Annotated in this window: 22 protein-coding genes, 1 tRNA gene and 2 pseudogenes; 13 read left to right on the top strand and 12 right to left on the bottom strand. The window is 71.0% G+C overall.

The genetic code is table 11. From position 1 onward, the window contains the following. Positions 1 to 15: 15 nt before the first annotated feature. Complete coding sequence (locus ACN28G_RS05775; RefSeq protein ID WP_421478621.1) at positions 16 to 1143, top strand: hypothetical protein; 1128 nt, start codon at positions 16 to 18, stop codon at positions 1141 to 1143. Positions 1144 to 1210: 67 nt separating this feature from the next. Here the strand turns inward: ACN28G_RS05775 and ACN28G_RS05770 are convergent, their stop codons facing one another. Further along, positions 1211 to 1918, bottom strand: a complete 708-nt coding sequence (locus ACN28G_RS05770) for a TetR/AcrR family transcriptional regulator (RefSeq protein WP_217628783.1) — start codon at positions 1916 to 1918, stop codon at positions 1211 to 1213. Between the two features lie 109 nt (positions 1919 to 2027). Here ACN28G_RS05770 and ACN28G_RS05765 point away from each other — a divergent pair, with 109 nt between their 5' ends. Both ACN28G_RS05765 and ACN28G_RS05760 read left to right on the top strand, forming a co-directional pair. Further along, positions 2028 to 2996 (top strand): ATP-binding cassette domain-containing protein, encoded by a 969-nt coding sequence (locus ACN28G_RS05765; RefSeq protein WP_091435867.1) that lies wholly within the window; start codon positions 2028 to 2030, stop codon positions 2994 to 2996. Further along, a complete protein-coding gene (locus ACN28G_RS05760) occupies positions 2993 to 3778 on the top strand; it encodes an ABC transporter permease (RefSeq protein WP_421478620.1) in 786 nt (261 codons plus the stop codon). The genes ACN28G_RS05765 and ACN28G_RS05760 overlap by 4 nt, the downstream gene beginning before the upstream one ends. Before the next feature lie 62 nt (positions 3779 to 3840). On the opposite strand, the gene ACN28G_RS05755 is transcribed toward ACN28G_RS05760, so the two are convergent. The 5 genes from ACN28G_RS05755 to ACN28G_RS05735 all read right to left on the bottom strand — a co-directional run bounded on the left by ACN28G_RS05755 (position 3841) and on the right by ACN28G_RS05735 (position 8332). After that, positions 3841 to 5052, bottom strand: a complete 1212-nt coding sequence (locus ACN28G_RS05755) for a helix-turn-helix domain-containing protein (RefSeq protein ID WP_421478619.1) — start codon at positions 5050 to 5052, stop codon at positions 3841 to 3843. Positions 5053 to 5486: 434 nt separating this feature from the next. After that, positions 5487 to 5735 carry a hypothetical protein gene (locus ACN28G_RS05750; RefSeq protein ID WP_091435863.1) on the bottom strand — a complete coding sequence of 83 codons (249 nt, stop codon included), beginning with the start codon at positions 5733 to 5735 and terminating at the stop codon, positions 5487 to 5489. 1390 nt (positions 5736 to 7125) lie between these two features. Continuing rightward, positions 7126 to 7458, bottom strand: a complete 333-nt coding sequence (locus ACN28G_RS05745) for a hypothetical protein (protein ID WP_421478618.1) — start codon at positions 7456 to 7458, stop codon at positions 7126 to 7128. A gap of 101 nt (positions 7459 to 7559) precedes the next feature. Then, positions 7560 to 7631 (bottom strand) — tRNA-Val (locus ACN28G_RS05740). A 50-nt stretch (positions 7632 to 7681) separates the two neighbouring features. After that, the gene (locus ACN28G_RS05735; protein ID WP_421478617.1) at positions 7682 to 8332 is read right to left on the bottom strand and encodes a TIGR02611 family protein; all 651 of its coding nucleotides are present in this window, start codon (positions 8330 to 8332) and stop codon (positions 7682 to 7684) included. Positions 8333 to 8696: 364 nt separating this feature from the next. On the opposite strand from ACN28G_RS05735, the gene ACN28G_RS05730 reads away from it, so the two are divergent. Beyond that, complete coding sequence (locus tag ACN28G_RS05730) at positions 8697 to 9128, top strand: SsgA family sporulation/cell division regulator (protein WP_091435854.1); 432 nt, start codon at positions 8697 to 8699, stop codon at positions 9126 to 9128. Between the two features lie 73 nt (positions 9129 to 9201). On the opposite strand, the gene ACN28G_RS05725 is transcribed toward ACN28G_RS05730, so the two are convergent. After that, positions 9202 to 9978, bottom strand: a complete 777-nt coding sequence (locus tag ACN28G_RS05725; protein ID WP_091435852.1) for a glucose 1-dehydrogenase — start codon at positions 9976 to 9978, stop codon at positions 9202 to 9204. A gap of 239 nt (positions 9979 to 10217) precedes the next feature. Between ACN28G_RS05725 and ACN28G_RS05720 the strand changes: the two are divergent. The 4 genes and pseudogenes from ACN28G_RS05720 to ACN28G_RS05705 all read left to right on the top strand — a co-directional run. Then, positions 10218 to 11159: pseudogene (locus tag ACN28G_RS05720) on the top strand (AraC family transcriptional regulator); the annotation flags it as partial. 382 nt (positions 11160 to 11541) lie between these two features. Then, entirely contained in the window at positions 11542 to 11997 is a 456-nt protein-coding gene (locus ACN28G_RS05715; RefSeq protein ID WP_091435850.1) for an RrF2 family transcriptional regulator, read from the top strand. 104 nt (positions 11998 to 12101) lie between these two features. After that, positions 12102 to 12287, top strand: a complete 186-nt coding sequence (locus ACN28G_RS05710; RefSeq protein WP_091435848.1) for a DUF4236 domain-containing protein — start codon at positions 12102 to 12104, stop codon at positions 12285 to 12287. A gap of 227 nt (positions 12288 to 12514) precedes the next feature. Further along, positions 12515 to 13138, top strand: coding sequence for a potassium channel family protein (locus tag ACN28G_RS05705; protein ID WP_421478616.1), 624 nt, complete (start codon positions 12515 to 12517; stop codon positions 13136 to 13138). On the opposite strand, the gene ACN28G_RS05700 is transcribed toward ACN28G_RS05705, so the two are convergent. Both ACN28G_RS05700 and ACN28G_RS05695 read right to left on the bottom strand, forming a co-directional pair. Continuing rightward, on the bottom strand, positions 13095 to 14147 hold the full coding sequence (locus ACN28G_RS05700) for a hypothetical protein (protein WP_421478615.1): 1053 nt from the start codon (positions 14145 to 14147) through the stop codon (positions 13095 to 13097). The two genes, ACN28G_RS05705 and ACN28G_RS05700, sit on opposite strands and share 44 nt — an antisense overlap. Positions 14148 to 14310: 163 nt before the next feature. Continuing rightward, complete coding sequence (locus ACN28G_RS05695; RefSeq protein WP_421478614.1) at positions 14311 to 14832, bottom strand: VOC family protein; 522 nt, start codon at positions 14830 to 14832, stop codon at positions 14311 to 14313. Positions 14833 to 14889: 57 nt separating this feature from the next. Between ACN28G_RS05695 and ACN28G_RS05690 the strand changes: the two genes are divergently transcribed. Then, the gene (locus ACN28G_RS05690) at positions 14890 to 15342 is read left to right on the top strand and encodes a MarR family winged helix-turn-helix transcriptional regulator (protein WP_091435842.1); all 453 of its coding nucleotides are present in this window, start codon (positions 14890 to 14892) and stop codon (positions 15340 to 15342) included. 97 nt (positions 15343 to 15439) lie between these two features. Continuing rightward, a complete protein-coding gene (locus tag ACN28G_RS05685; protein ID WP_421478613.1) occupies positions 15440 to 17356 on the top strand; it encodes a tetratricopeptide repeat protein in 1917 nt (638 codons plus the stop codon). A 689-nt stretch (positions 17357 to 18045) separates the two neighbouring features. Here the strand turns inward: ACN28G_RS05685 and ACN28G_RS05680 are convergent. Together ACN28G_RS05680 and ACN28G_RS05675 are read right to left on the bottom strand one after the other, a co-directional pair. Then, a pseudogene (locus ACN28G_RS05680) lies at positions 18046 to 19551 on the bottom strand (ATP-binding protein); the annotation flags it as partial. 80 nt (positions 19552 to 19631) lie between these two features. After that, on the bottom strand, positions 19632 to 20291 hold the full coding sequence (locus tag ACN28G_RS05675; RefSeq protein ID WP_091435839.1) for a response regulator transcription factor: 660 nt from the start codon (positions 20289 to 20291) through the stop codon (positions 19632 to 19634). A gap of 95 nt (positions 20292 to 20386) precedes the next feature. On the opposite strand from ACN28G_RS05675, the gene ACN28G_RS05670 reads away from it, so the two are divergent. Together ACN28G_RS05670 and ACN28G_RS05665 are read left to right on the top strand one after the other, a co-directional pair. Further along, positions 20387 to 21490, top strand: a complete 1104-nt coding sequence (locus ACN28G_RS05670) for a LolA family protein (protein ID WP_091435837.1) — start codon at positions 20387 to 20389, stop codon at positions 21488 to 21490. A 549-nt stretch (positions 21491 to 22039) separates the two neighbouring features. Further along, positions 22040 to 24253: a HelD family protein gene (locus ACN28G_RS05665; RefSeq protein ID WP_091446201.1), complete on the top strand. Its 2214-nt coding sequence runs from the start codon at positions 22040 to 22042 to the stop codon at positions 24251 to 24253. Between the two features lie 280 nt (positions 24254 to 24533). On the opposite strand, the gene ACN28G_RS05660 is transcribed toward ACN28G_RS05665, so the two are convergent. Then, positions 24534 to 24941 carry a hypothetical protein gene (locus tag ACN28G_RS05660; RefSeq protein WP_091446199.1) on the bottom strand — a complete coding sequence of 136 codons (408 nt, stop codon included), beginning with the start codon at positions 24939 to 24941 and terminating at the stop codon, positions 24534 to 24536. A 591-nt stretch (positions 24942 to 25532) separates the two neighbouring features. Here ACN28G_RS05660 and ACN28G_RS05655 point away from each other — a divergent pair. Continuing rightward, positions 25533 to 26927 (top strand): glycoside hydrolase family 43 protein, encoded by a 1395-nt coding sequence (locus ACN28G_RS05655; RefSeq protein WP_091435835.1) that lies wholly within the window; start codon positions 25533 to 25535, stop codon positions 26925 to 26927.

Genomic DNA, 26927 nt, shown 5'->3' with positions numbered 1-26927 from the left:
AGGGGATGTCACATGATGACCACCGAAGCATTCGCCGCCCGTACCAAAGGACTTAGCCGTAGCGACGAGATCGTCGCGGTCGAGAACGCGCTGCGCGCCTACTACGCCGTCGATGCCGCCCAGTTCGCCGCCCGCCTCGCCGTGACGAATTCGCTCCTTACCAAAATCGACACCTATCTCGCCGGTTCCACGACTCACCAGGCTGCCGTCAACGACCTGAGGATCGACGTCGTCCTGGCCCGCAACGCATACACCGGCGCTGTGGCAGCAGCCGGACGTGCAGCCGGTGCGGAGGTTGCCGCCATCGGCGACCTGGTGGAGGCCCACGACAAGGCCGCGCAGATGGGGATGCGCGACGAGGACGACAACGACGCCGCCCGCATCAAGACCGCGATCACGGCCGAGGGGAACCAGCTGGTCGGCCGGATGACCGGCGCGCAGAAGGACGAGGCCGTGCGCGCCGACGTGCTAGCGCTGAGCGTCATCGCCAGCGAGCCGGGAACCCACGTGACCACCCGCATCATCCTGGAACAACTGGTGAACCGCGCCGACATCACGATCTTCGACGTGTTCACCCCAGGCACCACACTGACGCCCCCACCCGCAGCCCGTAAGTACACGCTGAAGAACGCGCTCTTCCCGCCGATGGGCAAGCAGGAACGACTCGGCGCGTTCGTCCACGAGCTGACCCACGTCGACGCCGGCGAGGCGTACGGCAACACCGCGCTGCTCCTGCTGTGCAGCCCGGGGCTACTCGGCAACGGCCCCAAGCTCAAGGAGCTCGCCGCCTGCCGGGTCGCCGCCATCGCGGACCTACGAGCCCTGCTCACCGCCGACAAGCAGCTCACCGCCGCACAGCGCTCGCTCTTTGCCAGCAAGTTGCAGTACGTCCAGGAACAGGCAACGGTCGGTGTCTACGCCGAACGGTATTACTCCTTCGGCAAAATCGACGCCGCCACCCGCGACCGCCTGGTCGGCGTCGACGCCCTGATCGCGAACAGCGGCGTCCTGGTCGAGTTCGACACCGTGATCAACCAGCTACTCGTCTACCTCCAGATGTGGAAGATCAGCACCACCACGCCTCTCCACGCCCGGGTCCTGGCCATCGCAGAGCAACAACAACAGCAGCGCTGGCAGGGCTGAACGCCGGATGATTCGGATCACCGACAAGAATCTTGTCGGTGACTGACGGCTGCCAGAGTGACCCGCGTCAGGAAGTGGAGTATCGGCTGTCGATTCCTTCAAGGATGATCGACAGCCCGGTCTCGAACTGTTCGTCGGCGTCAGCGATTTCGGCCGCCTCGGTCATCCTGCTCAGATAGGGGAACTCACCGGTCGCGAGCAGGGACACCAGATAGGGCTTCATGCGCATCCGCCAGCTGTGCCGATCCACGCCGGACCGGTCGACGTTCGCCTTTTCGGTCAGCTCGGCCTGCACGGCTCCGCTCACCCAGGAGTAGATCAGGTGCAACACGTCGATCGCGTCGTCGATACTCAGACCATCGCCACCGAGCACGGCGAGATCGCGTTCCATGCCGCGTAGGTAGTTGGGACCGAGGATCGGGCGGGTGGCGAGGAGCGGAGCCAGCCAGGGGTGTCGCAGGAAGTTCTGTCGCCTGCGGCGGGCGATGACGGCCAGGTCGGCGCGGAGATCACCGGTCGGCTCCTGAGGCTCGAAGACGCTCGCCTCGTCGATCATCACCGCCCAGAGGTCTTCCTTGGTGGGCAGGTAACGGTAGAGAGTCATCGCCCCCGCGCCGAGGTTCCGGGCGATGTTTCGCGCCGAGGCGGCTTCGAGGCCTTCGGCGTCCGCGATCGTGATTGCCACCGCAGCGATCTCTTCGCGGGTGTGTGCCGGCGTCGGACCGCGCGGCGGTTTCTCCGGGCGCATCCAGACGACGGGCTTGGGCTCCGACACGACGACCAGGGTACGCGAGCCAGTACTCGAACCTGGGAAGCACTTGCGTACACCGTACCCAGTGACTACCTTGCATTAGCGTACACCGTACCCAGTTGGGGGTTTGATCATGAATGAAGCGATCATGTACACCCGGAATCTACGAAAGCAGTACGGGGACGTCGCAGCGCTGACCGGCCTGGACCTGGCCGTCCCGCCGAACCTGGTCTATGGCCTGCTCGGCCCGAACGGCGCGGGGAAGAGCACCACGGTGCGCATCCTGAGCACGCTGACCCGCCCCAGCGGCGGGCAGGCCTCGGTCGGCGGATTCGACGTGGCCCGGGAACCGGAGGAGGTTCGCAAGATCATCGGGCTGACCGGTCAGGACGCCACGCTCGACGACAAGCTGACGGCCCGGGAGAACCTGCGGATCTTCGGCCGCCTGTCGCGGCTGGGGAAGCGTGGAGCCCGGCAGCGGGCGGATGAACTGCTGGAACGGTTCGGCCTCGCCCACGCCGGCGATCGGCTGGTCGGCACCTATTCCGGCGGTATGCGCCGCCGGCTGGACCTGATCGCCAGCCTGCTGCGCGCACCCGCCGTGCTCTTCCTCGACGAGCCGACCACAGGGCTCGACGTCCGGAGTCGCATGGAAATCTGGGACACCGTCCGCGACCTGGTCGCCGACGGCACCACGGTGCTGCTCACCAGTCAGTACCTGGAGGAGGTGGACCAGCTCGCCACCGCCGTCGGCGTGATCGACCACGGCCGCCTCATCGCCGAAGGCAGCCCGGCTCAGCTCAAGTCGCGGATCGGCAGCCACATCGACGTCGTGGTGGAATCGACGGACCAACTCCTGACGGTGATGGCGTTGCTGGAAAGGCTCACCGGCCACCGCCCGAAGGCCGACGGAACGCACATCGCCGTCGCCGCGACGGATCCGGTGCCGACCCTGCCACAGATCGTGCGTGAACTCGACGCCTCCGGTGCCGTGATCCGCGACGTCGGGATCCGCGAGCCGAGTCTCGATGACGTCTTTCTCTCGCTGACCGGCACGTCCATCACGCCCGAACCGGTCGCGGCGGAGGTGGTGGGAGCATGAGCGTCCTGGTCGACGGCTGGGTCCTGACCCAGCGGAACATCCTGCGGTTGCGCCACGAACCCGGAACCCTGCTCACCATCATGCTGATGCCGACCGTGTTCGTCGTGCTGTTCGGCTTCGTGTTCGGTAGTGCCATCGGTATACCGGGCTCCTCGAACTACCGCGAATACATGATGCCGGGCATGTTCGTGCTGGGCACCGGGACCGCGCTCTCCTCAGCGATGGTGGACATCGCGATGGACCAGTCGCGTGGCGTGATGAACCGGCTCCGCTCACTACCGACCAGTCGGGTGGCCGTACCCCTCGGCCAGAGCGGCGCGGAGGGACTCATCGGTGCGTACGGACTGGTGGTCCTGATGGCCTACGGGCTGATCGTCGGCTGGAGGCCGCACCACGGCGTCACGCAGACGCTGGCCGCCATCGGCCTGCTCCTGCTGTTCCGATACACGCTGGCCTGGGTCGGCACCTACCTCGGACTGGCGATCCGCTCAGCGTCCACCGCGGCCAACCTGGCACCCTTGACGCTGCCGCTCACCATGGTGTCCAACGCGTTCGTGCCCACCGACGGGATGCCGGTCTGGCTACGAGCGATCTGCGAGTGGAACCCGCTCAGCGCGCTGGCGACGGCGATCCGGTCCCTGTTCGGCAATCCCGGTGCTCCGGGGCCGGACGCCGCGTGGCCGCTGACCCACCCGGTGACCGCGACCCTGCTGTGGATCGGGCTGCTGTTGGTGATCTTCGTACCACTCTCGGCACGTCGCTTCTCCCGAGCAGGCGTGTAGCTCGCACTACTTGAGGCCAGGTTCGACGGCGAGTCGGAAGGGGGCAGGTTCCTACCCCCGGTTCAGGAGACGAGTCCGACCCTCATCGCCAGGTCACGCGCGTCATCCCGGGTGGAACGTGGACCGTCGAGCAGGTCCACGGTGATCTGCCGGGCGTAGCCGTTGAAGCGGATCGTCTCCGGAGCCGACTCGTACGCCTTCCGCAGCACCGCCACGGCAGTCTCCTTGTCGTCCCTGCCGTAGTGCGCCCGCGCGACCTCGATGAGATGGCGGGCCCGGCGCGGCCTCGACGGTATCGCCGCCGCATCATGGCGCCGGGCCTGCCGTACCGCCTCGCCCGACTTCTGCAACTCCACCGCCACGGTCACCGCATGGGCTCCCATGATGACCCGGGAGAACGACGTCTGCGGCTGGTAGAAGTCCGCCGGCAGGCGCTGCGCCACCTGGTCGGCGCGGTCCCAGTACCGCCAGGCACGACCTTCCTCACCAGCGCGAGCAGCGGTGTACGCGGCCTCGAAGTTCAGTGCACCCCACAACGCCAGCAGATTCGTGCTCCCGTCGGCCGTGCACGGCTCCAACGCCGACAGCACCTCCAGCGTCACCCTCATCGCGGTGTCCCAGTCGCCGGACTCCCGATGCACCTGGCACAGGAACCATCCCGCACGGACGATCGCCTCCGGATCACCGGACTCCTGCGCCGCCACCATCGCCCGGTCCGTCACCCGCCACAGCAACTCGGCGGCAGGCTGATAGGCGAGAAACATCTGCGCCAACCCGAGCGTCTCCGCCCACAACGCCTCCGCCCGTCGCCGCTGGTCACCCTCGTACGCCAACACGGCCCGCTGCCCGTCCCGCAACAACCCCGGCAACAAACCACCCAGCACCGTACGGTGATCCGCCGCCTGATGACGCGCCGCCCACGCCACCGCGAGCCGCTCCCGCAGACCCGACAACGACTCCGGCGGGGCATCACCGGGAAGCGCGACATGGTTCAGGGCCGCCCGGACCGACACCAGCGCCGGATGCTCCGGCCCGTTGACCACAGCGGACCGCTCCCCCAACTCCGCCGCCAGGGCGGACACGTCAATCTTCAGCGCACGGGCGATCCGGTCCAGCATGTGAATGCGCGGCGGCAGGATCCGATCGGTCTCCACCGCCTTGACCCACTCGGCGCTGCGGCCCACCAACCCACCCAGCACCGTACGGGACTTCCCGGACCGCTCCCGGTAGACCTTCAACCGCTGCCCGAACGTCAACTCCGGCAAGGAATCCACCGGAACCTCCTCGCGTAGCGCGGGACGCACCACCGCATCGACCGCCGTCGCAGCCAACGCTACCGACCAGCCCGACACCTCATAATCCTCACCCGCTGACGAATCCCCCGAACCCTGGAAGGGCGCTGGTAATACTGAGCGCTCTCGGAGAACATCGCCGACCTGGGGGCAAGTTCGTGGAGTCGCTCGCCGAGACCGGCCCCGGCCCACGACCGCAGCCGGCGGCGGATCGTCCGGTCCGAGCAGGCACGGGGCCCCGTACACCCAGCCGCAGCACCTACTGCCGGTCGCTCTTAATCCGTCCGGCAGGGCCAGACGCCGGCCTGTGATCGAAATTGAGGGGTCCGCTGACCGACGCGGTTATGGCGGGAAGGCACCCACGCCCGCCCACTAACCTTCGTCGAGGGTCACTCGTCTAGTCACTCAGGCGATCGCTACAGCTCATCTTCCTCGCTCGCCGCAGTGCCACCTAGCCATGAGGTCCGCGCAATCCAACGGTAAGAGAACTCGACACCTTGCTCGACGTTCACGATGCTGCCTTCGAGGAGGTTCTCTTCAAGAGCCTCGGTCGCGGCCGCAATGGCGGCGTCCGCTGCCTGGTTGATTCGATTAGCGTGCTGGTTGCGCTCGCCCAACTGAACATCAAGGGTCAGGCGAAGGTATTTGGGCGTCGATCCAGACATACGTCCTCCACTAAGGGTGATCAAAATTTCCGGCGTTCGGGGACACTATGCACCACCTGCCGCTGAGGCGCGAGTGATCTTCGCTTCTGTCGCTAACCGGACACTTGAAGATCAACGAAGCACACTCCCAGCCGAATCTTGAACAAAAGACGTCGGTCCTCGACCTGGAAGCGGGTCGAGTGGCATCGTCCACTATGTTGTGCGCGTGCTATCCGCATCGTTTTGGTCCTGGCCCGGCTGGGGCGTTTTGTCGTCGCTCGGCACCCTCGCGACCGCTCTGGTGGCCCTGCAGGTATACCTAGCCGAGGTCTCACGCCGTCGACGTGCTGACCGGGATGCAGTTCGAGTTTGGGTAACAGACGACGACGGACTTACCGAGGTTCACATCGTGAACGACTCGAAGTTTCCGATCGTGGACACCACGATCGTCGCCCTCTATGAGCAGAGTTACTGGGCAGCAACGCTGGGGGGCATGAACTGGGCGGCGGTCGGTTGGATTGCGCGAGGTACCCACGTCGTACACCCCTCACAGAGCGCGCTGCTGACCCTGAGCCACTTCTACTTGGGAGCACTAGATAACAACTTACCAAAGCCGGCATTGGTCCGGTTAGAGCACGAGGCAAGCACTGAGAGCCGAGTTGCCAGCTTTACCCGAATAAAGAAGCACCCAAAGAGGGTGCGAATAGTTGACTGCGGCTATCTAGAACGATATGAGCGGCAGGCAGTCAACGATGCGCGTGGAACCATCCCGGCCCCCTCCCCCGGCCGCTCTGATAGCGGATCACAGTTGCCGTCTCCGCTGTCAAGCCGGCCTTGACGGGTCCCAGGACAGGGCAGTCCGACGCGTCGAAGCCGGGGGATGCGTCACCAACGGTGCGCCGGAGCGACGCCGCCGCGCCTCGGCGAACTGCCGGCCAACGAAGCTCAACCACTCTCGGCACTACCGTTTCCGGCGGTCCCGGCTTCACGCTCTCCGCGCCAACCGCCGGTCGAGATCCAGCGCCGAGGTGCGCTGTGTACTTCCATGTCCTGCTCCGCCTCGACGGTGTCGACCCCGACGACCGGTACAACCTGGTCGGCCGCCCGACCGGGATTCCCGTCGCTGACCTCGACGCCGCCGTACATCGGTGCCCGGCAGCTCATATTCGCTACCCCGCCGCATCCCGGCCGGCCCCAGCTGGTCGATCGTCGGAGGCGAACAAGTCGACGTACGCCGAATCGGCGCCTGCGAAGGGGACGTGACTGACGCCTTGGCGGTCTGCCTGGCCAAGTAGACCACCAAGCCACCAGCCACTGCTCCACCCGACTCACCACGGGCCGCATCATTGGCACCCACACTGCCCCGGAAGCGACCATCACCAGGAGAAACTCGGCCGCGCCAGAACCCTGGCTACTCTTGATCCTCGGCGGCCGGTAGGTCGAGATAGGCCAGCAACCGCAGCATCCCGGCCAGATGTTGCAGGTCGTGCCAGAGCAGCGGCTCGTCCTCCGGCCGACGACGCAACAACGCACGAAGCTCCGCCACGTCGTCACTGCTCTGCCCGACGTCGATTCCAGACGCCGGATCTTCCTGGATGCTGAAGGCGGAACGTAGGTCCACGTTCCAGTAGTGGTCGACATCGAGAATCGATAGATCGATCTCCGAGCCGAACCGCTCCTGCACGGCGTCCAGCAACAGCACGCACACCTGACGAAGTTCCTCGACCCTGAGCGTCTCCGCCATGTGCACCGCCTTCCGGAGGGAGTGAACGCCGCTGCGGTACGAGCAGCAGAAAGGCCACCTCCCGTACTCGGGAAGTGGCCTCTGACCTGCGGAACTGAGGGTGGGCGATGCTGGTATCGAACCAGCGACCTCTTCGGTGTGAACGAAGCGCTCTCCCACTGAGCTAATCGCCCTCAGCGCGCATGACTGTACCCGATCGGCCGGCCCGGCCGCGAATCAGGGGTCAGTGCGTCGCGAGGTAGTGCAGGGCTCTGGCCACCACGTCGATGCCGAGGCTGTACTTGAGCGAGAGCCAGGCGACGGTGGCGACGAAGAGCAGGCCGATCGAGCCGAGGGCGAGGCGCAGGGGCAGCGGGCGGGTGGTCGCCCATCGGGTCCAGCCCTGGACGTGCCGACGGGTGAAACCGAGTAGCCGTTTGGCCCAGTGGAACTCCACCGCCCAGATACCCAGCCCGGCGATGACCACCAGCCAGCCCGGCCCGGGAAGCGGGATCATGATGATGCCGAGGGTGACGACGAGGGCGCCGACGATCGCGATGGTGATCTTGAGCGTGATCCGGCCGGTGGGGTTGGCGCGGATCAGGTCGAGCGTGGTGCGTACCCGTCGGCGGAGGTGGCGCAGGCGACCGGTCGGCGGCGTGGCCTGGACCGTGTCCGGCGCGGACCCGTTGGCGCGCCGGGCGTCCCGCGCCGAGGCCGCCCCACCAGGCCCCGAAGGCGCGACCGAGGCCGCCCCACCAGATCCCGAAGGCGCGGCCGGGGAGGAGGCCGCAGCGGAGGAGGCGGCGGGCTTGCGGCCGGGGCCACGGGAGCCGTCGGCGGGGCGGCCCGAGGGGCGCGTGCCGCCGGTGGAACCCTGCTGATCGGTCGGCACGACGTCCCCTCGTTTTCGCCCCGCACCGGCCGCTGCCTGCGACGATTTCGCCGGTGTCGGCGGATCCACTGAGGATCGATTTGCGGTCATTTCACCCCCTAGTGTGCCCCGGCCCGTCACTGGAACCGACGCCTGGACGTTACCGGAGTAAGTCGTTGTCTGAACCAACCCCGACACCGGGCGGGATCACGTTCTGGGCAGAACCGGATATCGTACAAGAATTTTCACATTCTAACGGCGTTTCCGACCCACTTCCCACCACTGGGTGAAGTCAGCGCATGGCGGAGCGTAGCCAGGAATAGCACCTGAGTATGGGAAAAGCGGGACACGGACGTTCCGCAGCGGTGCCGGGGGGAGAACGTTCATGAGTGTCATCCGACCGACGACCGTAGAGGTCGAGACGTCACTAAGGCTCGTCGCACCTGACGCCACGGCACTGCCGGTGCGCGCCAGTCTGCGGTACGACCCTGCTGACCCGTATGCGGTCCATGTCCTGTTCCATGCCGAATCGGCCGGGGGCGAGGCGGTGAGCTGGTCCTTCGCCCGCGAACTGCTGGTCACCGGCCTCGACGATCCGGCCGGGATCGGCGACGTCCGGGTCTGGCCGTGGGCCACCCCACGCGGCGACTTCGTCGCGTTGGCGCTGTCGTCACCGGACGGCAACGCCCTCTTCGAGGTGCCGCGCAGCGTGCTGGTGCGCTTCCTGCGCCGCACGTACGTGGTGGTCCCGCGCGGGCGCGAGGCCGACCACCTCGATGTCGACACGGCGGTGACCCGGCTGCTCGCCGGGCGCTGACCGACGCCTTCGGTGCCGCGCGGATCTGCCGAGTCCGCGCGGCTCCGGCTCGTCGTCAGCGGTACGTCGCCGGTCATCCGTGCGTGGTCAGGCCGCCGTCGACCGGGATGACCGCACCCGTCAGGTACGCCCCGGCGCGCGAGGCCAGAAAGATCGTCGCGCCCACCATGTCCTCGGGGCGGCCGATGCGCCCCAACGGGATCTGCTGCTCGATGGCGGCCCGGCTGCCCGGGTCGTCCAGGGCGAAGGCCATCATCTTCGACTCGAACGGCCCCGGCGCGATCGCGTTGACGGTGATCTGCTCGCCGGCCAGCCGGTGCGCCAGGCTGCGGGTGAGCATGTGCACCGCGGCCTTTGTCGCCGAGTAGGCGTACACCTCCATCTCGGGCACCCGCAGGCCGTCCACCGAGCCGATGTTGATCACCCGGGCCGGGGCGTCGGCCGCGGCGGCGGCCCGCAGCACGGGCAGCAGGGCGGTGGTGAGCCGGAAGACGGCCTTGACGTTCACCGCCCAGAGCTTGTCGAAGGCGCTCTCCGGGTACTCCTCCAGGGCCGCGCCCCAGGTCGCACCGGCGTTGTTGACAAGTACGTCGAGCCGGTCGGTGTGCTCCCGTACGGCGGCGGCGAGCTGCGTGACCCCGGCGTCGCGGCTGAGGTCGGCGGGGATCGCCACGCAGTTGCCCTCGCGGGACAGCTCCTCGGCCACCCGCTGGCAGACCTCGGCCTTACGCGAGGAGATCAGCACGGTCGCACCGGCCCGGACCAGCCCCTGGGCGATCATCAGGCCGATCCCCCGGGAACCCCCGGTCACCAGGACCGTCTTGCCGTCGACCGAGAACAGCTCCGTCATGCTCGTCCCCTCGCCAGTCGGCGACGGTCGCCGGTGGGGCCGCCGCCGCCGGGCCGGGCCCTGCCGCCCCGGCCCTGTCGTTGCGCAACGTAACCCGGCCGCCGATCCGCCGACAAGCCCCGCCCGGACCGGGCCCGCTGTCGGGATGCGCCCTGCCCAAGGGCCGGTTACCGTCGCAGTTGATGGTCACCTCCGGTCAGCCCTCTCCGGCTACGGACATCGCCCCGGGCCAGCCCGATCTGGCTCCGGAGGATGCGCCCACCGCCGCGGGCATCGACACGCCCACCCTCGACGACCTGGCCACCCATCCGGACTGGCGTCGCCCCACCCTGGTCGACGCCGACCTGCTGGTCCTGGTCACCGACGGGCACGGCAGCGTGGAGCTGGACTTCCGTCCGGTCACCTGTCGACCCGGCACCCTGCTGCGGGTCGGCCCCGGGCAGGCGTTGCGCTGCGTCACCGGGCCGTCCTTCGAGACGCTTGTGGTGCGGTGGCGCGACGGCGCCCCGGCCGGACAGCCGGCACCGGCCGGGCGTACCCCGGCGTACTGGCCGCTCGACGGCGACGACGGCGCGGCGATCCGGGAGGGCGTCCGCCGGCTCGCCGCCGACCTGCGCCGGTACGGCCGCCCGCCGGCCGACCGGCAGCGACGCGTCGACCCCGCCGGTGGCCCGCAGTCACGCGACGGTGGCCCGAATTCACGCGTCGGTGGCCCCCATTCACGCGTCGGCGGCCCGCGCCGTGACGGTGGCTCGCCCGCCGAGGAGTTGCTCCGGCACCAGCTCGCGGTGCTGCTGCTGCGGCTGGCCCTACTCGCCCCCGAGCCGCCGAGCACCGGCGGGGAACAGGGCACCTTCGAGCGGTTGTGCCGGGAGCTGGAACGCGGCTACCGCCACAGCCGGCGGGTCGAGGACTACGCGACCCGGCTGGGCTGCTCGGTGCGTACCCTGACCCGGGCCTGTCTGGCGGTGACCGGCCGCAGCGCGAAACAGGTGATCGACGAGCGGGTGGCCCTGCAGGCCAGCCGGTTGCTCGCCGCCACCGACGAACCGATCGCCGAGATCGGCCGGCACCTGGGTTTTCCCGAGCCGACCAACTTCGGCCGCTTCTTCACCCGCGAGGTCGGGCACAGCCCGGGGGCGTTCCGGGCCGCCCGGGAGCAGTGGACGTCCGCCGGCGACCGGGGCGCCACCAGCCGGGACCGCGGGCCAGGTAACCGGGACCGCGCGGCCGGCAGCCGGGACCTCGCGACCGACGGCCGAGACCGAGGGGCAAGCAGCCGGGACCGGGGAGGCGACGGCGGGGCAGGCGACGGGGGTCGAGGGACAGCCGACGGAGACCGACGGGCACGCGTCGAGGGCCGGCCGGGCACCCGGGACGAGCGGTGGACACCGGTCCGGGACCGCTGCGCGCCCGGCGGCGAGCGCCGTACGCCCGGTGCCGAGCAGCTCCGACCGGCCACCGGTGCCCGCTCGGCGGCCACCGAGGGCGGACCGGCCCGGATCGTCCGGCCCCGACCGCCCGCCGAACGCACCGGCGAGCCCGACCGGGCATGATGGCGGGGTGCACATCTCCGCGCGCGGTGACTACGCGGTACGAGCGGCGCTCAGCCTCGCCGCCGCCCACCCCAACCTGCTCTCCGCCCAGGTGATCGCCGCCGAACAGGACCTGCCCCGCAAGTTCCTGGAGGCGGTCCTGGCCGACCTGCGACGGGCCGGGATCGTCCGCGCCCAACGCGGCGTCGAGGGCGGCTACCTCCTGGTACGACCACCCGCCGAGGTCACCGTCGGGGCGATCCTGCGGGCCGTGGACGGTCCCCTGGCCGGGGTACGCGGGCTGCGTCCCGAGGAGACCCGGTACGAGGGTCCGGCGGAGAACCTGCCCCGCTTCTGGGTGGCGGTCCGGGCCGCGGTGCGCCGGGTGGTCGACGAGGTGAGCCTCGCCGAGCTGCTCAGTGGCCGGCTCCCCGCCCACGTGAAGAAGCTGACCGCGATCCCCGACGCGTGGGAGCCCCGCTGATCCACCCTCCGCATCGGGTTTCGCGAATCATCGGGTTTCGCGAATCGGAGCTTCGGGCATTCTTCGTGCCGGCAGGGCAGGAAGGTCACGAAGGGAGCCCCACAATGGGCCTGATGTTCCGAAAGCGCAAGAAGTACGGACCGCTCGTGCTGAACTTCACCGAGAACGGTTTCTCCTCGTGGAGCATCAGGATCGGCCGCTGGTCCTGGAACTCGCGGGCCAAGGCGCACCGCGTCGACCTTCCCGGGCCGCTGTCCTGGAAGCAGGACAAGTCCCGCTCCCGGGCCTGACCTCGGACGGGTGAACGGGGTGCCGGTACCCACCGGCACCCCGTTTCCACGCCCGGCCCCGGTAACGGCGTCGCTCGGGCCCGCCTTGCTCGGGCCCCGCGTTGCTCGGGCCCCGCGTTGCTCGGGCCCGGCGTTGCTCGGGCCCGGCGTTGCTCGGGCCCGACGTTGCTCGGGCCCGGCCCGGTGTTTCAGGGACAGCAAGGCACGGCAGGGCCGACAATTGCCGCATGGGCCGGGAGCGGCAGCAGCGGCAGGCGGTCCTCTCCTGTCTCCTGCTCCTGGTGGCGTACTTCGTGGTGCCGGTGCAGCCCGACCCGAACGGGGCCAGGCTCGCGTTCCGGATCGTGGCCACCGTACTGATGGTGGTGATCGTCGTGCTGCTGGTGACCGGCCAGGTCCGCCGACAGCTCGCCGCCGACCAGACCGCCGCCCGGCAACTCGCCGCCGACCGCACCGCCGCCGCCAAGCAACTCGCCGCCGACCGGACCGACGGCCCTCAAGACGACGGTCAACCCGCCGACGGGCAGCAGGCCGACGAGGAGCAGCTCTCCTCGTTGATCCACCTGGCGGTGGCCCTGGTCGCCGGCCTGTTGGCCTTCGCGCTGGCCGACTACGTCATCGCGCTCAGCGCGCCGGGCCAGTTCGTCAACCTGCGGACCCGGATCGACGCGCTCTACTTCGCGCTCGCCACCCTGACCACGATCGGCTACGGCGACGTGCACGCCAACGGCCAGTTCGCCCGGGTGGCGGTCTGCCTGCAGATGGTCTTCAGCATCGGGGTCATCGCCACCGGGATATCGCTGGTGGTCAAGCAGTTGATCCGGCCGCCGCGTCGCCGACGGCGTGGATGACCACGTCACCGCCGAGCCGGCCCGCCTCGGGGTCACGGCGTACCGCCCCGGTGGCGAGCAGCTCGGTCAACGCCCGGACCGCGTCGGCGGCCCGGTAGACGGTCGCGGTGAGAGCGTGCCGGCGCAGCTCGGTGACCGTACGCGGGCCGGAGCGACCCAACTCGGCCAGGAGTTCCCGACCCAGCGGCCCGACCTCCGGCTCGGTCGAGACCGTCAGCGGCACCGGATCGCGCGGGTCCGCCGGGGCCGGCAGGGTACGCAGGCGTAGCGGCTGCTCCGCGCCGACCGCCCAGAGCGCGGTCTTGAACGCCTCCAGGGCCCGGTCGGAGCTGGTGGCGAAGGCCACCACCCGACTCACCCCCGCCGCTGCCGACGACAGCCCCGCCTCGGCGGACGTCAACTCCACCTCGGTGACCAGCGGGAACCGCTGCGCCAGCCCGACGCGGACCGAGGCGTCCGCGACAAGCAGCAACTCGGCCGGGCGTCCGGTCGCTGCCGCGGCCACCACCGCCGATGCCGGGGTGCCGGCGGGACCGGGCGGTACGACCAGGGTGAACACCGGCGCACCGGCCGCGCCGGCCGCCTTCAGCGCCACCGGCAGCCGGGTCGCGTCCCCGGGAACCAGGTGTACGGCGACCTCAGCCGGCAGGCTGGCCTCGACCGCACCGAGCCGGGCCGCCAGATCGGTCCCGGTGCCGGTGCCCGAACCGGTGCCGGCCCCAGCATCGTTGCCAGTCCCGGAACCGGTGCCGGTGCCCGAGCCGGTGCCAGAACCGGTGCCAGAATCGGCGTCGGTGTCGGCGTCGGCGAGCACCAGCACGGTCAGTCGGGCACCGCGCAACCGGTCGGCGTACCGGCTGATCACGCTCAGCGCGCCGGTCAGCGTCCCGGCGTCACCCGCGCCGCAGGCCAACGCGAGGGTGGCCCGCCGGGACCGCTGCAGCGCGGCCGGCAACCAGGCATCGAGTTGTCGGCTGAGCAGCCCGGAGAGAACGGTGTCGGTCGGCATGCTGCCGTTCTACCGCACCGGCGATCAGACGCCCCCACCGCACCACCAGACCCGGACCCACCGGACCCACCGGACCCACCGGACCCACCGGACCATAATCCAGCGGGCCGGACCAGCGGGCTGGACCGGCGGACCGGGTCAGTGGGCCGGGTCAGTGGGCCGGTCAGGCGGGGACCGAGATGCCCACCCCGCCCCGGGTCTGCCCGCCGTACCGCTGGCGTTCGCGGGTCAGGTCCAACCTGCCGATCCGCTTGCGGGCGGCGAGCGCGGTGTCGTCGAGCCGGTCGGCGGGGACCAGCCAGACCACCTCGAACTCCAGCCCGTCCGGGTCCCGGCCGTACAGACTCTTGGTGGTGCCGTGGTCGGAGGTGCCGACCAGGGCGTCGGCGGCGGCGAGCCGCTCGGCGGTCGCGGCCAGCTCGTCGAGGGTGTCGACCTCCCAGGCCAGGTGGTACAGGCCGACGGTGCTGCGACCGGCGGCCGACCGGCCGGCACCCGCGCCCAGCTCGAACAGTCCCAGGTCGTGGTCGTTGGTGCTGTCCGGGGCCTGGAGGAAGGCGGCGCCCCGGAACCCGTCCGGGGTCATCGGGACCGGCCGGAAGCCGAGCACGTCGGCGTAGAAGGCGACACTGCGGTGGAGATCGCTCACGTAGAGCACGGCGTGGTTCAGGCGGTGGATTCCCATACCCCGACCGTAGCGCGATTTAGTTGAGCGTTCAACGACCTGGGTATGCTGTGACCCATGACCCGTTGGCTGGATCCGGAGGAGCAACGCACCTGGCGGGCGTACGTGGCCGCCTCCCGGGCCTTGATGGAGACCCTCGACCGGGACCTGCAACGCGACGCCGGCATGCCGCACGCGTACTACGAGATCCTGGTCCGGCTCTCCGAGGCCCCGCAGCGGCGGATGCGGATGAGCGAGCTGGCCACCCTGACCACCTCGTCGCGCAGCCGGTTGTCCCATGCGGCGGCGCGGTTGGAGGCCGCCGGCTGGATCCGCCGCGAGGACTGCCCGACCGACCGTCGGGGTCAGCTCGCGGTGCTCACCGACTCCGGTTTCGCGACCCTCCAGGCCGCCGCCCCCGGCCACGTGGCGGGGGTACGTCGCCATCTGTTCGACGCGCTCAGCCCCGAGCAGGTGGAACAGTTGCGCCGGATCAGCGAGACGTTACGGGATCACCTGGGCGTTTCCTGACCAAACACCCGCGCCAGGGGTTGTACATATTGTCGCGGGGCGAGCACGATGGGGCGTGTCTTCGGGGCTGGCTGAACTGACTGTCCACGCACACCAGATGGTGTCCGATGGTGACCTGCACGGTGCGCGACGGCTGCTCGCCGACGCGTTGGCCGATGCCGACCCCCGCCCGGCGTACGCCTCCCCCGAGCTGGCCGAGGCCGCCGGGCTGCAGGCGCGGGTCCTGGTCGCGCTCGGTGAGCCGCACTCCGCGCGGGGCTGGGCCGCCTTCGCGTACGCGGTGGCCACCCGCCTGTACGGACGCTCCGATCCGCAGACCATCTCCGCGGCGGCCACCCTCGCCGCGGTGCTGCACCGGGTGGGCAGCGATGCGCGGGCCGCCCGGCTCTACGCCGACGTCATCATCGAACTGACCGCCACCGACGGCCCCGAGTCGCTGCGGGTGCTCGCCGCCCACGCCGATCTGGCCACCGTGGAGTACGCCCGGGGCCAGTGCACGGTGGCCCGGGACCGCCTGCAGGACGCCTGGGAGCTGCACCGGGAGGTCTACGGCGACGGCCATCCCAGCGGCATCAAGATGCTCGCCCGGCTCGGTTCGATGCAGCGCGACTGTGGACGCTTCACCGACGCGCAGGAGAACCTGACGTACGCCGACGAGCTCTGCCGTCAGCACCTCCCCCCGGGCGATCCGCTCGCCGCGCAGGTGGCAAAGCTGGCCAGGGCGGTGGCCAACCCGCAACACGTCTGCCCCGACGCCGAACCCACGACCCCGGCCGAGCCCGCGACCTCAGCCGAACCGACGACCCCAACCGAGCCCACGACTTCAGCCGAGCCCACGAGCTCAGCCGGGCCGATGAGTTCAGCCGAGCCCGTAACCGGACCGGCAACGTCAGGCGAACCCGAGTTGTCGGACGGGCCAGCGACATCGGACGGGCCAGCGCTGGCGCATGGAGCTGCGACGTCGGGCAGTCCAGCCTGGTCGGGTGGGCCAGCGACGTCGGGCGGTCCAGCGGTGTCGGGCGGGCCAGCATGGTCGGGTGGGCCAGCGACGTCGGGCGGTCCAGCGGTGTCGGGCGGGGTCAGCGTGCCGGCGGCCCGGGAACCATCCGTCGACGAGGGGCGGGCGGAGCCGGGTGGTCCGACGGCGGCCGAACGGACGCCGGCACCGTACCCGGACAGCGCGGCCACCGCCGCGACGGCCTCGGCTCCGTCGGCGGTGCCCGCGCCCCGGCTCCCGGCCGACGACCCCGACGCCGACTGGTGGCCCCCGGAGGAGGGTGACCACCACGCCGATGCGGCGTACCCCTTCGACCGGCCGCCGGCCGACCGGACCCAGCCGGCCGACGCGACAGCGCCCATCGACGCGGCCGGGCAGCGCGCCACCCCGTTCGGGCCGGCGTCCCCGTCCGAGTGGGGCACGCCGGCCGAGAGCCCGGTGCCGCCGGCGGTGATGGCGCTCGCCCGCAGCGGCGAGGAAAGCCCCGGGGTACGCCGGGTGCGGCAGCCGCCCGAGCCGGAGCCGGAGCCACCGTCGCGGCTGCTCCCCGTCGTGGTGCACCGGCCGCCGCCGCCTCGACCCAACCGGCTGGTACCGGTGGTGGTGGCGGGGGTGCTCGTCGTGCTGCTCGGCGCGGCGGCGGTGATCGCCGGGGTGTCCCGCGTCGACGACTCCCGCGACGACCAGCCGGTGCCCGCCGGCCCCTCCCCCAGCGCCAGCGCTCCCCCGGCACCGGCGGCGACCCCCGGTACCCCGCCCGGATCGGTGGTCCTGCGCGACAACCGTAACGACGTACTGCTGCGGTGGCGCTATCCGGCGGGCGCGGAGGGGCCGGTGGTGGTCGCCGGTGGCCCGACCGGGCAGGATCCGCGTGCCTTCACCGAGCTACCGGCGGGGACGGAGACGTACACGGTCTACGGTCTGGACCGGGACGTCGACTTCTGCTTCACCGTCGCCGTCGTCTGGTCGACCGAGAAGATCGGCCGGTCCCGCCCGGTCTGCACCGAACGCGGCTGACCCCTGCCGGACCCGCAACGACCGCCCCGCCGTCGGTGCACCTGGACCAACCCGAGCAGCTACTGAAAGATCTTGGAAGAATTGTGCCCCCGGAGGGGCTGAACAGCCCCCGGAGGGGCCGAAATCCTCCAAGATCTTCTGGACGGGGCTGCTCGGGTGGGCCGCTCCGCCTGGTGTGGATCGGAGCCCTCCGACAACCGCTCGGACACCGACCCGGTTGACCGCCCCAGGGCCCTGACCGCAAACCCGAACCACCGTGCACCGCTCCTCACGTCTGCACGCCCCCCGCTCCCACCCTCCTCCGCAGCCGAGGCACCTCACTCTCTCCGTACCCGAATGCGGTGTAGATCTTGGACACTTACCGTCCAAATAGAACGGTAAGTGTCCAAGATTCACCTCGGGGAGCGCTTTGGCGGCGACGGGGGGTCTGGCTCGGGGTGTTCGGGTGGGCGGGTGGTCTAACCATCGAGGTCTGGATCGGGCAGCACCGGCACGAACAGTCGGACCTGCAGCCCCGGTCCCACGCCGCCCGGACCATCAGCCCCCGGACCATCCACCCCCGGACCGGCGGCGTCTGGACCGGGGTCGTCCGGACCGGCGGCGTCCGGGGCGGCGGCGTCCGGGGCGGCGGCGTCCGGGGCGGCGGCGTCCGGGGCGGCGGCGTCCGGGGCGGGCGCACGGGTGGGACCGGCGGTGGTGAGTTCGATCGTGCCGCCGCTGCGGCGGACCAGTTCACGGACGATGGCCAGCCCCAGCCCGGCGCCACCCGCATCCCGCGCCCGCGCGTCGTCACGCCTGGTGAAGCGGTCGAAGACCCGTCCCCGGTCCGCCTCCGGGATGCCCGGCCCGTCGTCGGTCACCGTCACCAGGTGGTACGCCCCCGACCCGACGGTGGCCGCCCGACCGGTGTTGGCGTCGACGCTGTCCGCGGGTACGGCGGCCAGCACCACCTCGCGGTGCGCGTGCCGGACCGCGTTGTCGATCAGGTTCGCCAGGATCCGGGTCAGGTCGTCGGGGTCGCCGAGGGTCCACAGCGGCTCGGGCACCGGCGCGACCCGTACCGGTGGGGTGGGGTAGCGACGGGCGACGGCCGTCAGCAGCGCGCCCAGCTCGACCGGTCCGGCCACACCGCGTCCCCAGCCGGCGCTGGCACCGACCGGGCCGGCACTCCCGCCCGCCGGAAAGGAACCACCGACCGGGCCGGCACTCCCGGCCGCCGGAAAGGAACCACCGACCGGGCCGGCACTCCCGGCCGCCGGGAAGGGGCCGCCGGCCGGGCCGGTCTCGTCGAGGCGGGCCAGCAGCAGCAGGTCGTCGACGAGCCGGCTGAGCCGTTCGGTGTCGGTCAGCAGGTTGCCGGCCACCGCCGGCCAGTCGGTCCGGTCCGCCAGGCGTTGCGCCACCTCCAACTCGGTACGCATGTTGGTCAGCGGGCTACGGAGCTCGTGCGCGGCGTCGGCGACGAAGGCCCGTTGCCGGTCCCGGGCGTCGGCGAGGCGGTCGAGCATGTCGTTGAGGGTGACCGCCAGCCGGTGGATCTCGTCCCGCGACGCCGGTACCGGCAGCCGGCCGCTGCTGGCGCCCCCGGTGATCTCGGCCGCGCCGCGCCGCAGCTGTTCCACCGGACGCAGGGTGGCCCCGAGCACCCGCCAGGCCACCACGGCGATCCCGGCGACCAGCAGCGGAAAGGCGATCAGCAGCATGGTCTGGACCACCCGCATGCTGTGACTCACGTCCGCCATCGACTTGCCTACCAGCACGGTGAGCGGCTCGGTAGGCGTGCCGGCCGGTACGGCCACCACCCGGACCGGTCCGTCGAGGCCGAGCCGCTGCCCCGGTACGAAGGTGCGCTGCTGCCCGCCCCGGTCGCGCTGGTCGCCCTGATCATCGCCCCGGTCATCGCCCCGGTCGCGCTGGTTGAGCTGGTCGCGCGGAAGCATCGGGACGAGGCGGTCGGCGTCGATCGAGGCGGCGAGCACCCGGCCCTGGTCGTCGATCACCTGGACCCGGGACTGGCCCCCGGCGACCGGCAGCGGGTCGGGCAGGGCGTCCTGCTCGGCGAGGCGGACGATGGTGTCCGCGGTACGCAGCGCCTCCGTGTCGATGGAGCGTTGCAGGGTGTACCCGAGCGCGCCGAAGAGGATCAGCCCGCCGGCGGCCAACCCCGCGGTGAGCCCGAGCACACCGATGATCATCAGCCGGGCGCGCAGCCCGAGCGTTAGGAAGGGACCCTTCCTATACCGGAAGCGATAAAAGGGGGCCCTTCCTTGCAGGGTCATGGGGTGGTTAGGCGGTAGCCGGCGCCGCGGACGGTCTCCAGGCGTTCCCGGCCGATCTTGCGGCGCAGGTAGCCGACGTACACCTCCACCGCGTTCGGGGCGGTCTCCAGGCTGGCGTCCCAGACGTGGTCGAGCAGCTCGGTCTTGGAGACGACCTGACCGGGGCGGCGGATCAAATAGTCCAGCAGGGCGTACTCGCGGGCGGTCAGCGCCACCTCGGCGTCGGCCCTGGTGACCCGGCGGCGGGCCGGGTCCAGGCGCAGGTCACCCAGGCTGAGCACGGTCGGGCGTTCGGGTGCGCCGCGGCGCAGCAGGGCTCGCAGCCTGGCCAGCAGCACCACGTACGAGAAGGGTTTGGTGAGGTAGTCGTCGGCCCCGCAGTCCAGCCCGTCGGCCTGGTCGTACTCGCCGTCCTTGGCCGAGAGCATCAGCACCGGCAGCCAGACCTGCTCGGCGCGCAGCCGGCGGACCAGCTCGTACCCGGAGAGGCCGGGCAGCATCACGTCCAGCACCATCGCGTCGTAGCCACCGTGGCGGGCCGCGTCGAGGCCGGCCGGCCCGGTGGCCGCCACGTCGACGGCGAACCCCTCGGCCTGCAGGCCCCGCTGCAGGGCGGCGGCCAACCGCGCCTCGTCCTCCACCACCAGCAACCGCACAGCCTCAAGGGTGCCACCTGCCGGGGCGGACAGATGGTCATCCTCAGCCTGCTCACAGCCACCGTGGCGCACCATGGGCGCAGGAGGTGTCACGCATGTCCGTGTTGAAGAGCCGTCCCGTCCTTCGCTGGCTGGTCCCGGTGGCCGCCGCAGTGACCGTGGTCGGCGGTGGTGCCGCCGTCGGCACGTTCGCCGCCGACGCCGAGCCGAGCCTGCCGCCGCGCAGCGCCGCCCAGCTCCTGGTCGATCTGCAGACCGCCCGGCTGGACGGGCTGTCCGGCACCGTCGTCCAGCGCTCCGACCTGGGGCTGCCGCCGGCTGCCGGCCTGCTCGGCGGGGGCGACGACCTGACCGCCCTGCTCACCGGTACGCACACCCTGCGGGTCTGGCACTCCGGACCGGACAAGCAGCGGATCGCCCTGGTCGACACCCTCGGCGAACGGAACCTGATCCGCAACGGTCGGGACGTGTGGGCCTGGGACAGCCGGACCAACACCGCCACCCACCGCACCCTGCCGGCCGGCGGTTCGGCGGAGGGCAGGCCGGCGGGCGCGCCCGACCTGCCGGCGACCCCGCAGGAGGCGGCGAAGCTGGCGTTGCAGGCCGTCGAGCCGAGCACCGAGGTGAGCGTCGGCCGTTCGGCCACCGTCGCCGGGCGCGACGCGTACGAGCTGGTGCTGCGTCCGCGGGACGAGGCGTCCCTGATCGACCAGGTACGGGTGGCCATCGACGCCAAGGAGTACGTGCCGCTACGGTTCGAGGTGTTCGCCGACGCCGCCGACCGCCCGGCCTTCGAGATGGCCTTCACGCAGATCGACTACCAGCGGCCCGACGCCGACCAGTTCACCTTCAACCCCCCGCCGGGTACGGTCACCGAGAACCTGGATGCCGAGAAGGCCGCGGTCGCTCCGGGCGAACGGCCCGAGCACGACAAGACGCGTACGGTCGGCGAGGGCTGGACCACCGTCGTGATCACCCAGACCGGCACCGAGAAGGACAAGGCCGCCGGTGACGCCGAGGCGAAGCCGGGTACGACGGCCGGGCCGAACCTGGACGGTGTGCTGCCCGAGGTCAGCGGGGACTGGGGCAAGGGCCGCCTGTTCAGCACGAACCTGGTGAACGTGCTGTTCACCGACGACGGCCGGATGTTGGCCGGCGCGGTGACCCCGGAACGCCTCTTCCAAGCGGCAAAGGGCTAGACCGACCTCGCACGACGAGGTCGCCAAGGGCTGACCGACCTCGTCGTGCGAGGTCGTGGCGGGCCGATCGCAGCCAGATCGCAGCAGGGGGCCGGGCCGGCGTGAGCTGGTCCGGCCCCGCGGTGTGTCCGGGGCTGCGTCGTGTCCGGGGCCGCGGTGTGTCCGGGGACGGGGGGCGGTGCGTCCGGAGACGGGGGGCGGTGCGTCCGGAGACGGGGGGCGGTGCGTCCGGAGACCGGGGCGCGGTGCGTCCGGGGACGCGGTGGAAGCGGCCCTGCGGAGTGTCCGGGGCCACGAGACTGGGCGCGGCGAGCGGGAAAGTTGGCCCGTCGGTGCGGTGGGTGGGAAAGCTTGGTCCGGTGCGGCGGGGCGCGGTATGTTTCTCAGTTCAGAGACACGCATCAGCTCTGAAACACGAAAAGGAACGGCACCAGTGGCCGCTCCTGCTGGGATTCTATCTTTCGAGGAGACAGCTTGTCAAGGCACTCCGGTGGTCCCGGTGAACCGCAACTGCCCGACGAGATCGGCCCCGAGCAGGAGTACGTCTCGATGCTCTACGACCGGCTGGACCGGATGCGGGAGCAGGCCGCCGAGCGGCTCACCGAGGCGCTGCGCAGCACCGGCGGCACCCAGCAGGACCGCTCCCAGCGGGACAGCTCGGTCCGGATGTACGCCGACCAGGTCGAACGCTTCTCCGCGGTGGAGAACGGCCTCGCGTTCGGCCGGTTGGACACCGACGACGCGGCCCGCCACTACATCGGCCGGATCGGGATCTTCGATACCAGCGACGACTACGACCCGCTGCTGATGGACTGGCGGGCCCCCGCCGCCCGCCCGTTCTACCTGGCCACCGCCGCCAACCCGCAGGGCGTACGGCGTCGACGACACCTGCGCACCCGGCAGCGCAAGGTCACCGGGATCGACGACGAGGTGCTCGACCTCGCCACCGCCACGCCGGGCGGGCACGAGGAGCTGACCGGCGAGGCCTCCCTGCTGGCCGCGTTGAACGCCGGACGGACCGGCCGGATGCGCGACATCGTGGAGACCATCCAGGCCGAACAGGACCGGGTCATCCGCGCCGACCTGCCCGGAGTGCTGGTGGTGCAGGGCGGGCCGGGCACCGGCAAGACCGCCGTGGCACTGCACCGGGCGGCGTACCTGCTCTACACCCACCGCCGGGAGCTGGCCACCCGGGGCGTGTTGCTGGTCGGCCCGAACGCCACCTTCCTGCGCTACATCTCGCAGGTCCTGCCGGCGCTGGCCGAGACCGGCGTGCTGCTGCGTACCCCGGGGGACCTTTTTCCCGGAGTCAGCGCGCGGCGGGCGGAGTCCGCGCGGGCCGCGGCGGTCAAGGGCCGCTCGGTGATGACCGAGGTGCTCGCCGCCGCCGTCCGTGACCGGCAGTGGGTGCCCGACGAGCCGCTGGAGATCGAGGTGGAGCGGGAGGTGATCCGGCTCGACCCGGAGACCTGCCGGCAGGCCCGGGACCGGGCGCGGCGCTCCGGCCGGCCGCACAACCTGGCCCGGCCGCTGTTCGACCTGGAGATCGTCCACGCGCTCGCCGCCCAGGTGGCCGAACGGATCGGCGCGGACCCGCTGGGCGGGGAGAACCTGCTCGCCGAGGCCGACGTCGCCGAGATCCGTCGGGAGCTGCGGGAGGAGCCCGAGGTACAGGCGGCGCTGGATCGGCTCTGGCCGGTGCTCACCCCGCAGCGGCTGCTGGCCGACCTGTACGCCGACACCGACCGGATCGCCGCCGCCGCGCCCCAGCTCACCGCGGACGAACGCGCCCTGCTGCACCGGCAGCCCGGTGGGTGGACCCCGGCCGACGTACCGCTGCTCGACGAGGCGGCCGAACTGCTCGGCGAGGACGAACGGGCCGCCGCCGCCCGGGTGGAACGGCTGCGCGTGCTGCAACGCGAGTACGCCGAAGGGGTGCTGGAGATCTGGCAGGGCTCCCGCTCGATCGACGTCGAGGACGAGGACGACGGCGGTGAGATCCTCGGCGTCACCGACCTGATCGACGCGGACCGGCTGCTGGACCGGCAGGCCGAGGAGGACCGGCTCACCACCGCCCAACGCGCCGCCGCCGACCGGAAGTGGGCCTTCGGGCACGTCATCGTCGACGAGGCCCAGGAGCTGTCCCCGATGGCCTGGCGGCTACTCATGCGCCGCTGCCCGAGCAGGTCGATGACCATCGTCGGGGACGTGGCCCAGACCGGGGCACTGGCCGGTACGCCGAGCTGGGGCGACGCGCTGGAGCCGTACGTGGCGCAACGGTGGCGGCTGGAGGAGCTGACCGTCAGCTACCGCACCCCGGCCGAGATCATGGCGAAGGCGGCCGAGGTGCTGGCCGACATCGACCCCGACCTGAGCCCGCCCCGCTCGGTTCGGCAGAGCGGCCACCCACCGGTCGACCGTCGGGTCTCCGCCGACCGGTTGGCCGCGGAACTGGTCGCCACGGCCACCCGGGCGGCGGCCGACCTCGACGAGGGACGACTCGGCATCATCCTGCCCGCCGGCCGGCTCACCGAACTGGGTGCCGCGCTCGTCGCGGAGCTGCCCGAGGCCGCCGTCGGCGACCGCCCGGAGTTGGAGAGCCGGGTCGTGGTGCTGACCGTCGCCCAGGCCAAGGGGCTGGAGTTCGACTCGGTGCTGGTGGTCGATCCCGACGGCATCGTCGCCGAGTCACCCCGGGGACGCAGCGACCTCTACGTCGCCCTCACCCGAGCCACCCAACGCCTAACCACCCTCCAGGTGTAAGGAAGGGCCCCCTGTTAACGCATTCGGTATAGCGGGGTACCCCTCTCACACCACCGCACGGGAGGCGCGGCACGCACGGGGTGATGGCGCGCGCAGGGACGGCAAGGCGCGCAGGGACGACGGCGGCGCACAGGAGACGACGGCGGCGACGCAGGGCACGGCGACGCGCGCAGGGACGACGACGGCGCACAGGGGCGACGGCCGCACGCAGGAGACGACGGCGGCGCGCGTAGGAGGCGGCGAGGCACGCCGGGACGCGACGAGCGCGGGGACCGGTGGATCAGTCGTCGGTGAAGCCGCCGATCTGGCTGGCCGACGAGGACTGGTCGCTGGTCGAGCCGCCGGCGGGCGTACTCATGCCGCCGGTGGTGGCGTCACCGGTGGTGGTCGGCGCGACCTTGCCGGGATGCCGTTCCGGCTGGCGGGCCACCCGCCGGGCGCTCGCCGGGCCGGCGGTGCCGCCGGTGGTGGTGACCGCGCCCTGGCCCCGGGTCGGGCCGCCGTCGCGCAACACCTGCGGGTCGACCGGTACGTCGGCGGGGTCGTCGGGGTCGTCGTCCTGAATCACCCGCTGTACGTCGGTCGGCGGCTCGGTGACCTCGTCGAGCGCCCCGTCGCCGTACTCGTCCCCGATCAGCCGTTCCGCGGCCTGGCGGGTCCGGGGCTGGTCCGCGTCGTTCTCGCGCATCGCGATCACCTCGCTGACGTGTCGGTCGGGTGATCGTCACCGTAACCCAGGGTCAGGCGCGCTGACTGCGAAACGAGTATCCCTCGCCCCAGGCGGGACCGTCGGCGATCAAGGCATGCACGTTCGCGGTCTGCCCGGCCGGCGATCCGGGCACGCGGACGGCGGCTTGAGGCACCGGACGACGGCCTGGGCACGCGGACGGCAGCCTGCGCACGCGGACGGCGGTCCAAAGCACGACGCGGACCACGACGACGGCGGCCTGGGGCACGAGGACGGCGGTCCAACGGCGGTCTGGCGCACGCGGAGCGGACGCCCCGAGCACACGGAGCGGACGCCCCGAGCACACGGAGCGGCGGTCCGGAGCGCCCGTACGTCCGGCCGAGTCCCCGCGCTGACGAGGAACCGGCCAACCGCCGCCAGCGGGGTTCGTTCTTGGCCGGCTTTTACCTCTTGCCGAGGCTGTAGACCGTGGACTATGTTAGCGTTCACATTTACCGGCATGAAACTCTACCGACCCCGATCCGAAAAGAGTCTCCCGCCCAACCCGTCCCCGAACTCGGCCGCAGCCCTGCGGCCAGAAAGGTCACGACCATGGGACTGACCCGTCGGCAGTTCACCCTGAGTACGCTCGCCACCACCGCGTTCACCATGACCGGCCTCGGGCTCAGCCAGGGCCCGGCCCTGGCCGCGACGAACACGGCGTACCTGATGACCTACTTCACCGAATCACCGAACCAGTCGGCGGCCAACTACGGTCTGCATCTCGCGGTGAGTCGGGACGGTCTGAACTGGAGCCCGCTCAACCAGAACAACCCGGTCGTCACCCCGACCGCCGGCCAGTTGGGGCTGCGCGATCCGTACATCTACCGCAAGCAGGACGGCACCTTCGTGGTCGTCGCCACCGACCTCAAGGGTCTCAACTTCGGGCTGACCAGCCAGTACCTGCACGTGTGGGACTCGGTGGACCTGTCCAGCTTCACCGGTTACCGGCGGATCCAGATGCACACGTACGGCAGCAGCGTGCACACCTGGGCGCCGACGGTCTTCTGGGACGCCAGCCGCGGTCAGTACGGGATCGTCTACTCCGCCAACACCACCACGGACCTGTTCCTGGTGAACTACACGTCCGACTTCCGCACCGTGGGTCCACCGCAGACCTACTTCAGCCCCGGCTTTCCCATCCTCGACGCCGACATCCGGGTCAGTGGCGGGGTGACGTACATGTACTACAAGAACCTGGCGAACGGCAACATCTACGGTGCCCGCTCCAACACCGGCGCCCCGAACAGCTTCACCACCTACACCAGCGGGCTGCGGCAGGGCACCGCGATCGAGGGGTCGCACCTGGTCCCGCGCAACGACGGTGGCGGGTGGTGGCTCTGGGGCGACTCGTTCGGCCCGATCAACAACGACATGTACATGTGGACCACCAACAATGTGGGTGCCAACTCGTGGTCGGTGCTGAACCAGCGCGACTACACCCCGCCGATCAACTCCAAGCACGGTTCGGTGGTCGGCATCACCGAAGCCGAGTACAACGCCGCGGTCAACCGGTGGGGTCTGCCGAACTGGGTCCGGCTGAAGTCGTCCAACCTGCCCGACTACTACGTGCGGCACTCCAACAACGCGGTGCGCATCGACCCCTACCCGTTCGATCCGCACCAGGACCAGCTGTGGCGGATGGTGCCGGGTCTCGCCGACTCGGCGGCGGTGTCCTTCGAGTCGGTCAACCGCCCCGGCTACTTCATCCGGCACAGCGGTTACGTCGCGCAGCTCGGTGTGAACGACGGGAGCGCGACCTTCCGCGCCGACGCGACGTTCTACCGTACCGCCGGGCTGGCCGACTCCGCGTGGACCTCGCTGCGGTCGTACAACTTCCCGGACCGGTATCTGCGGCACGCCGGCCAGGTCCTGCGCATCGACCCGCTCAGCTCGTCGTCCAGCGCCAACGACCGGCAGGACGCGACCTTCCGTCTCACCTCGTAG

This window comes from Micromonospora sp. WMMA1923 (assembly GCF_049179195.1).
Classification (GTDB): Bacteria; Actinomycetota; Actinomycetes; order Mycobacteriales; family Micromonosporaceae; genus Micromonospora; species Micromonospora yangpuensis.
The sequence above is the reverse complement of the archived record's forward strand: the minus strand, read 5'-3'. Positions and strand labels throughout refer to the sequence as shown.

Bases quoted from the DNA above. Each gene is read 5' to 3' on its own strand.
- ACN28G_RS05775 (WP_421478621.1), top strand. From the start codon at position 16: ATGACCACCGAAGCATTCGCCGCCCGTACCAAAGGACTTAGCCGTAGC.
- ACN28G_RS05765 (WP_091435867.1), top strand. From the start codon at position 2,028: ATGAATGAAGCGATCATGTACACCCGGAATCTACGAAAGCAGTACGGG.
- ACN28G_RS05760 (WP_421478620.1), top strand. From the start codon at position 2,993: ATGAGCGTCCTGGTCGACGGCTGGGTCCTGACCCAGCGGAACATCCTG.
- ACN28G_RS05750 (WP_091435863.1), bottom strand. From the start codon at position 5,735: ATGTCTGGATCGACGCCCAAATACCTTCGCCTGACCCTTGATGTTCAG.
- ACN28G_RS05745 (WP_421478618.1), bottom strand. From the start codon at position 7,458: ATGGCGGAGACGCTCAGGGTCGAGGAACTTCGTCAGGTGTGCGTGCTG.
- ACN28G_RS05730 (WP_091435854.1), top strand. From the start codon at position 8,697: ATGAGTGTCATCCGACCGACGACCGTAGAGGTCGAGACGTCACTAAGG.
- ACN28G_RS05725 (WP_091435852.1), bottom strand. From the start codon at position 9,978: ATGACGGAGCTGTTCTCGGTCGACGGCAAGACGGTCCTGGTGACCGGG.
- ACN28G_RS05710 (WP_091435848.1), top strand. From the start codon at position 12,102: ATGGGCCTGATGTTCCGAAAGCGCAAGAAGTACGGACCGCTCGTGCTG.
- ACN28G_RS05705 (WP_421478616.1), top strand. From the start codon at position 12,515: ATGGGCCGGGAGCGGCAGCAGCGGCAGGCGGTCCTCTCCTGTCTCCTG.
- ACN28G_RS05700 (WP_421478615.1), bottom strand. From the start codon at position 14,147: ATGCCGACCGACACCGTTCTCTCCGGGCTGCTCAGCCGACAACTCGAT.
- ACN28G_RS05695 (WP_421478614.1), bottom strand. From the start codon at position 14,832: ATGGGAATCCACCGCCTGAACCACGCCGTGCTCTACGTGAGCGATCTC.
- ACN28G_RS05690 (WP_091435842.1), top strand. From the start codon at position 14,890: ATGACCCGTTGGCTGGATCCGGAGGAGCAACGCACCTGGCGGGCGTAC.
- ACN28G_RS05685 (WP_421478613.1), top strand. From the start codon at position 15,440: ATGGTGTCCGATGGTGACCTGCACGGTGCGCGACGGCTGCTCGCCGAC.
- ACN28G_RS05670 (WP_091435837.1), top strand. From the start codon at position 20,387: ATGTCCGTGTTGAAGAGCCGTCCCGTCCTTCGCTGGCTGGTCCCGGTG.
- ACN28G_RS05665 (WP_091446201.1), top strand. From the start codon at position 22,040: ATGCTCTACGACCGGCTGGACCGGATGCGGGAGCAGGCCGCCGAGCGG.
- ACN28G_RS05660 (WP_091446199.1), bottom strand. From the start codon at position 24,941: ATGCGCGAGAACGACGCGGACCAGCCCCGGACCCGCCAGGCCGCGGAA.
- ACN28G_RS05655 (WP_091435835.1), top strand. From the start codon at position 25,533: ATGGGACTGACCCGTCGGCAGTTCACCCTGAGTACGCTCGCCACCACC.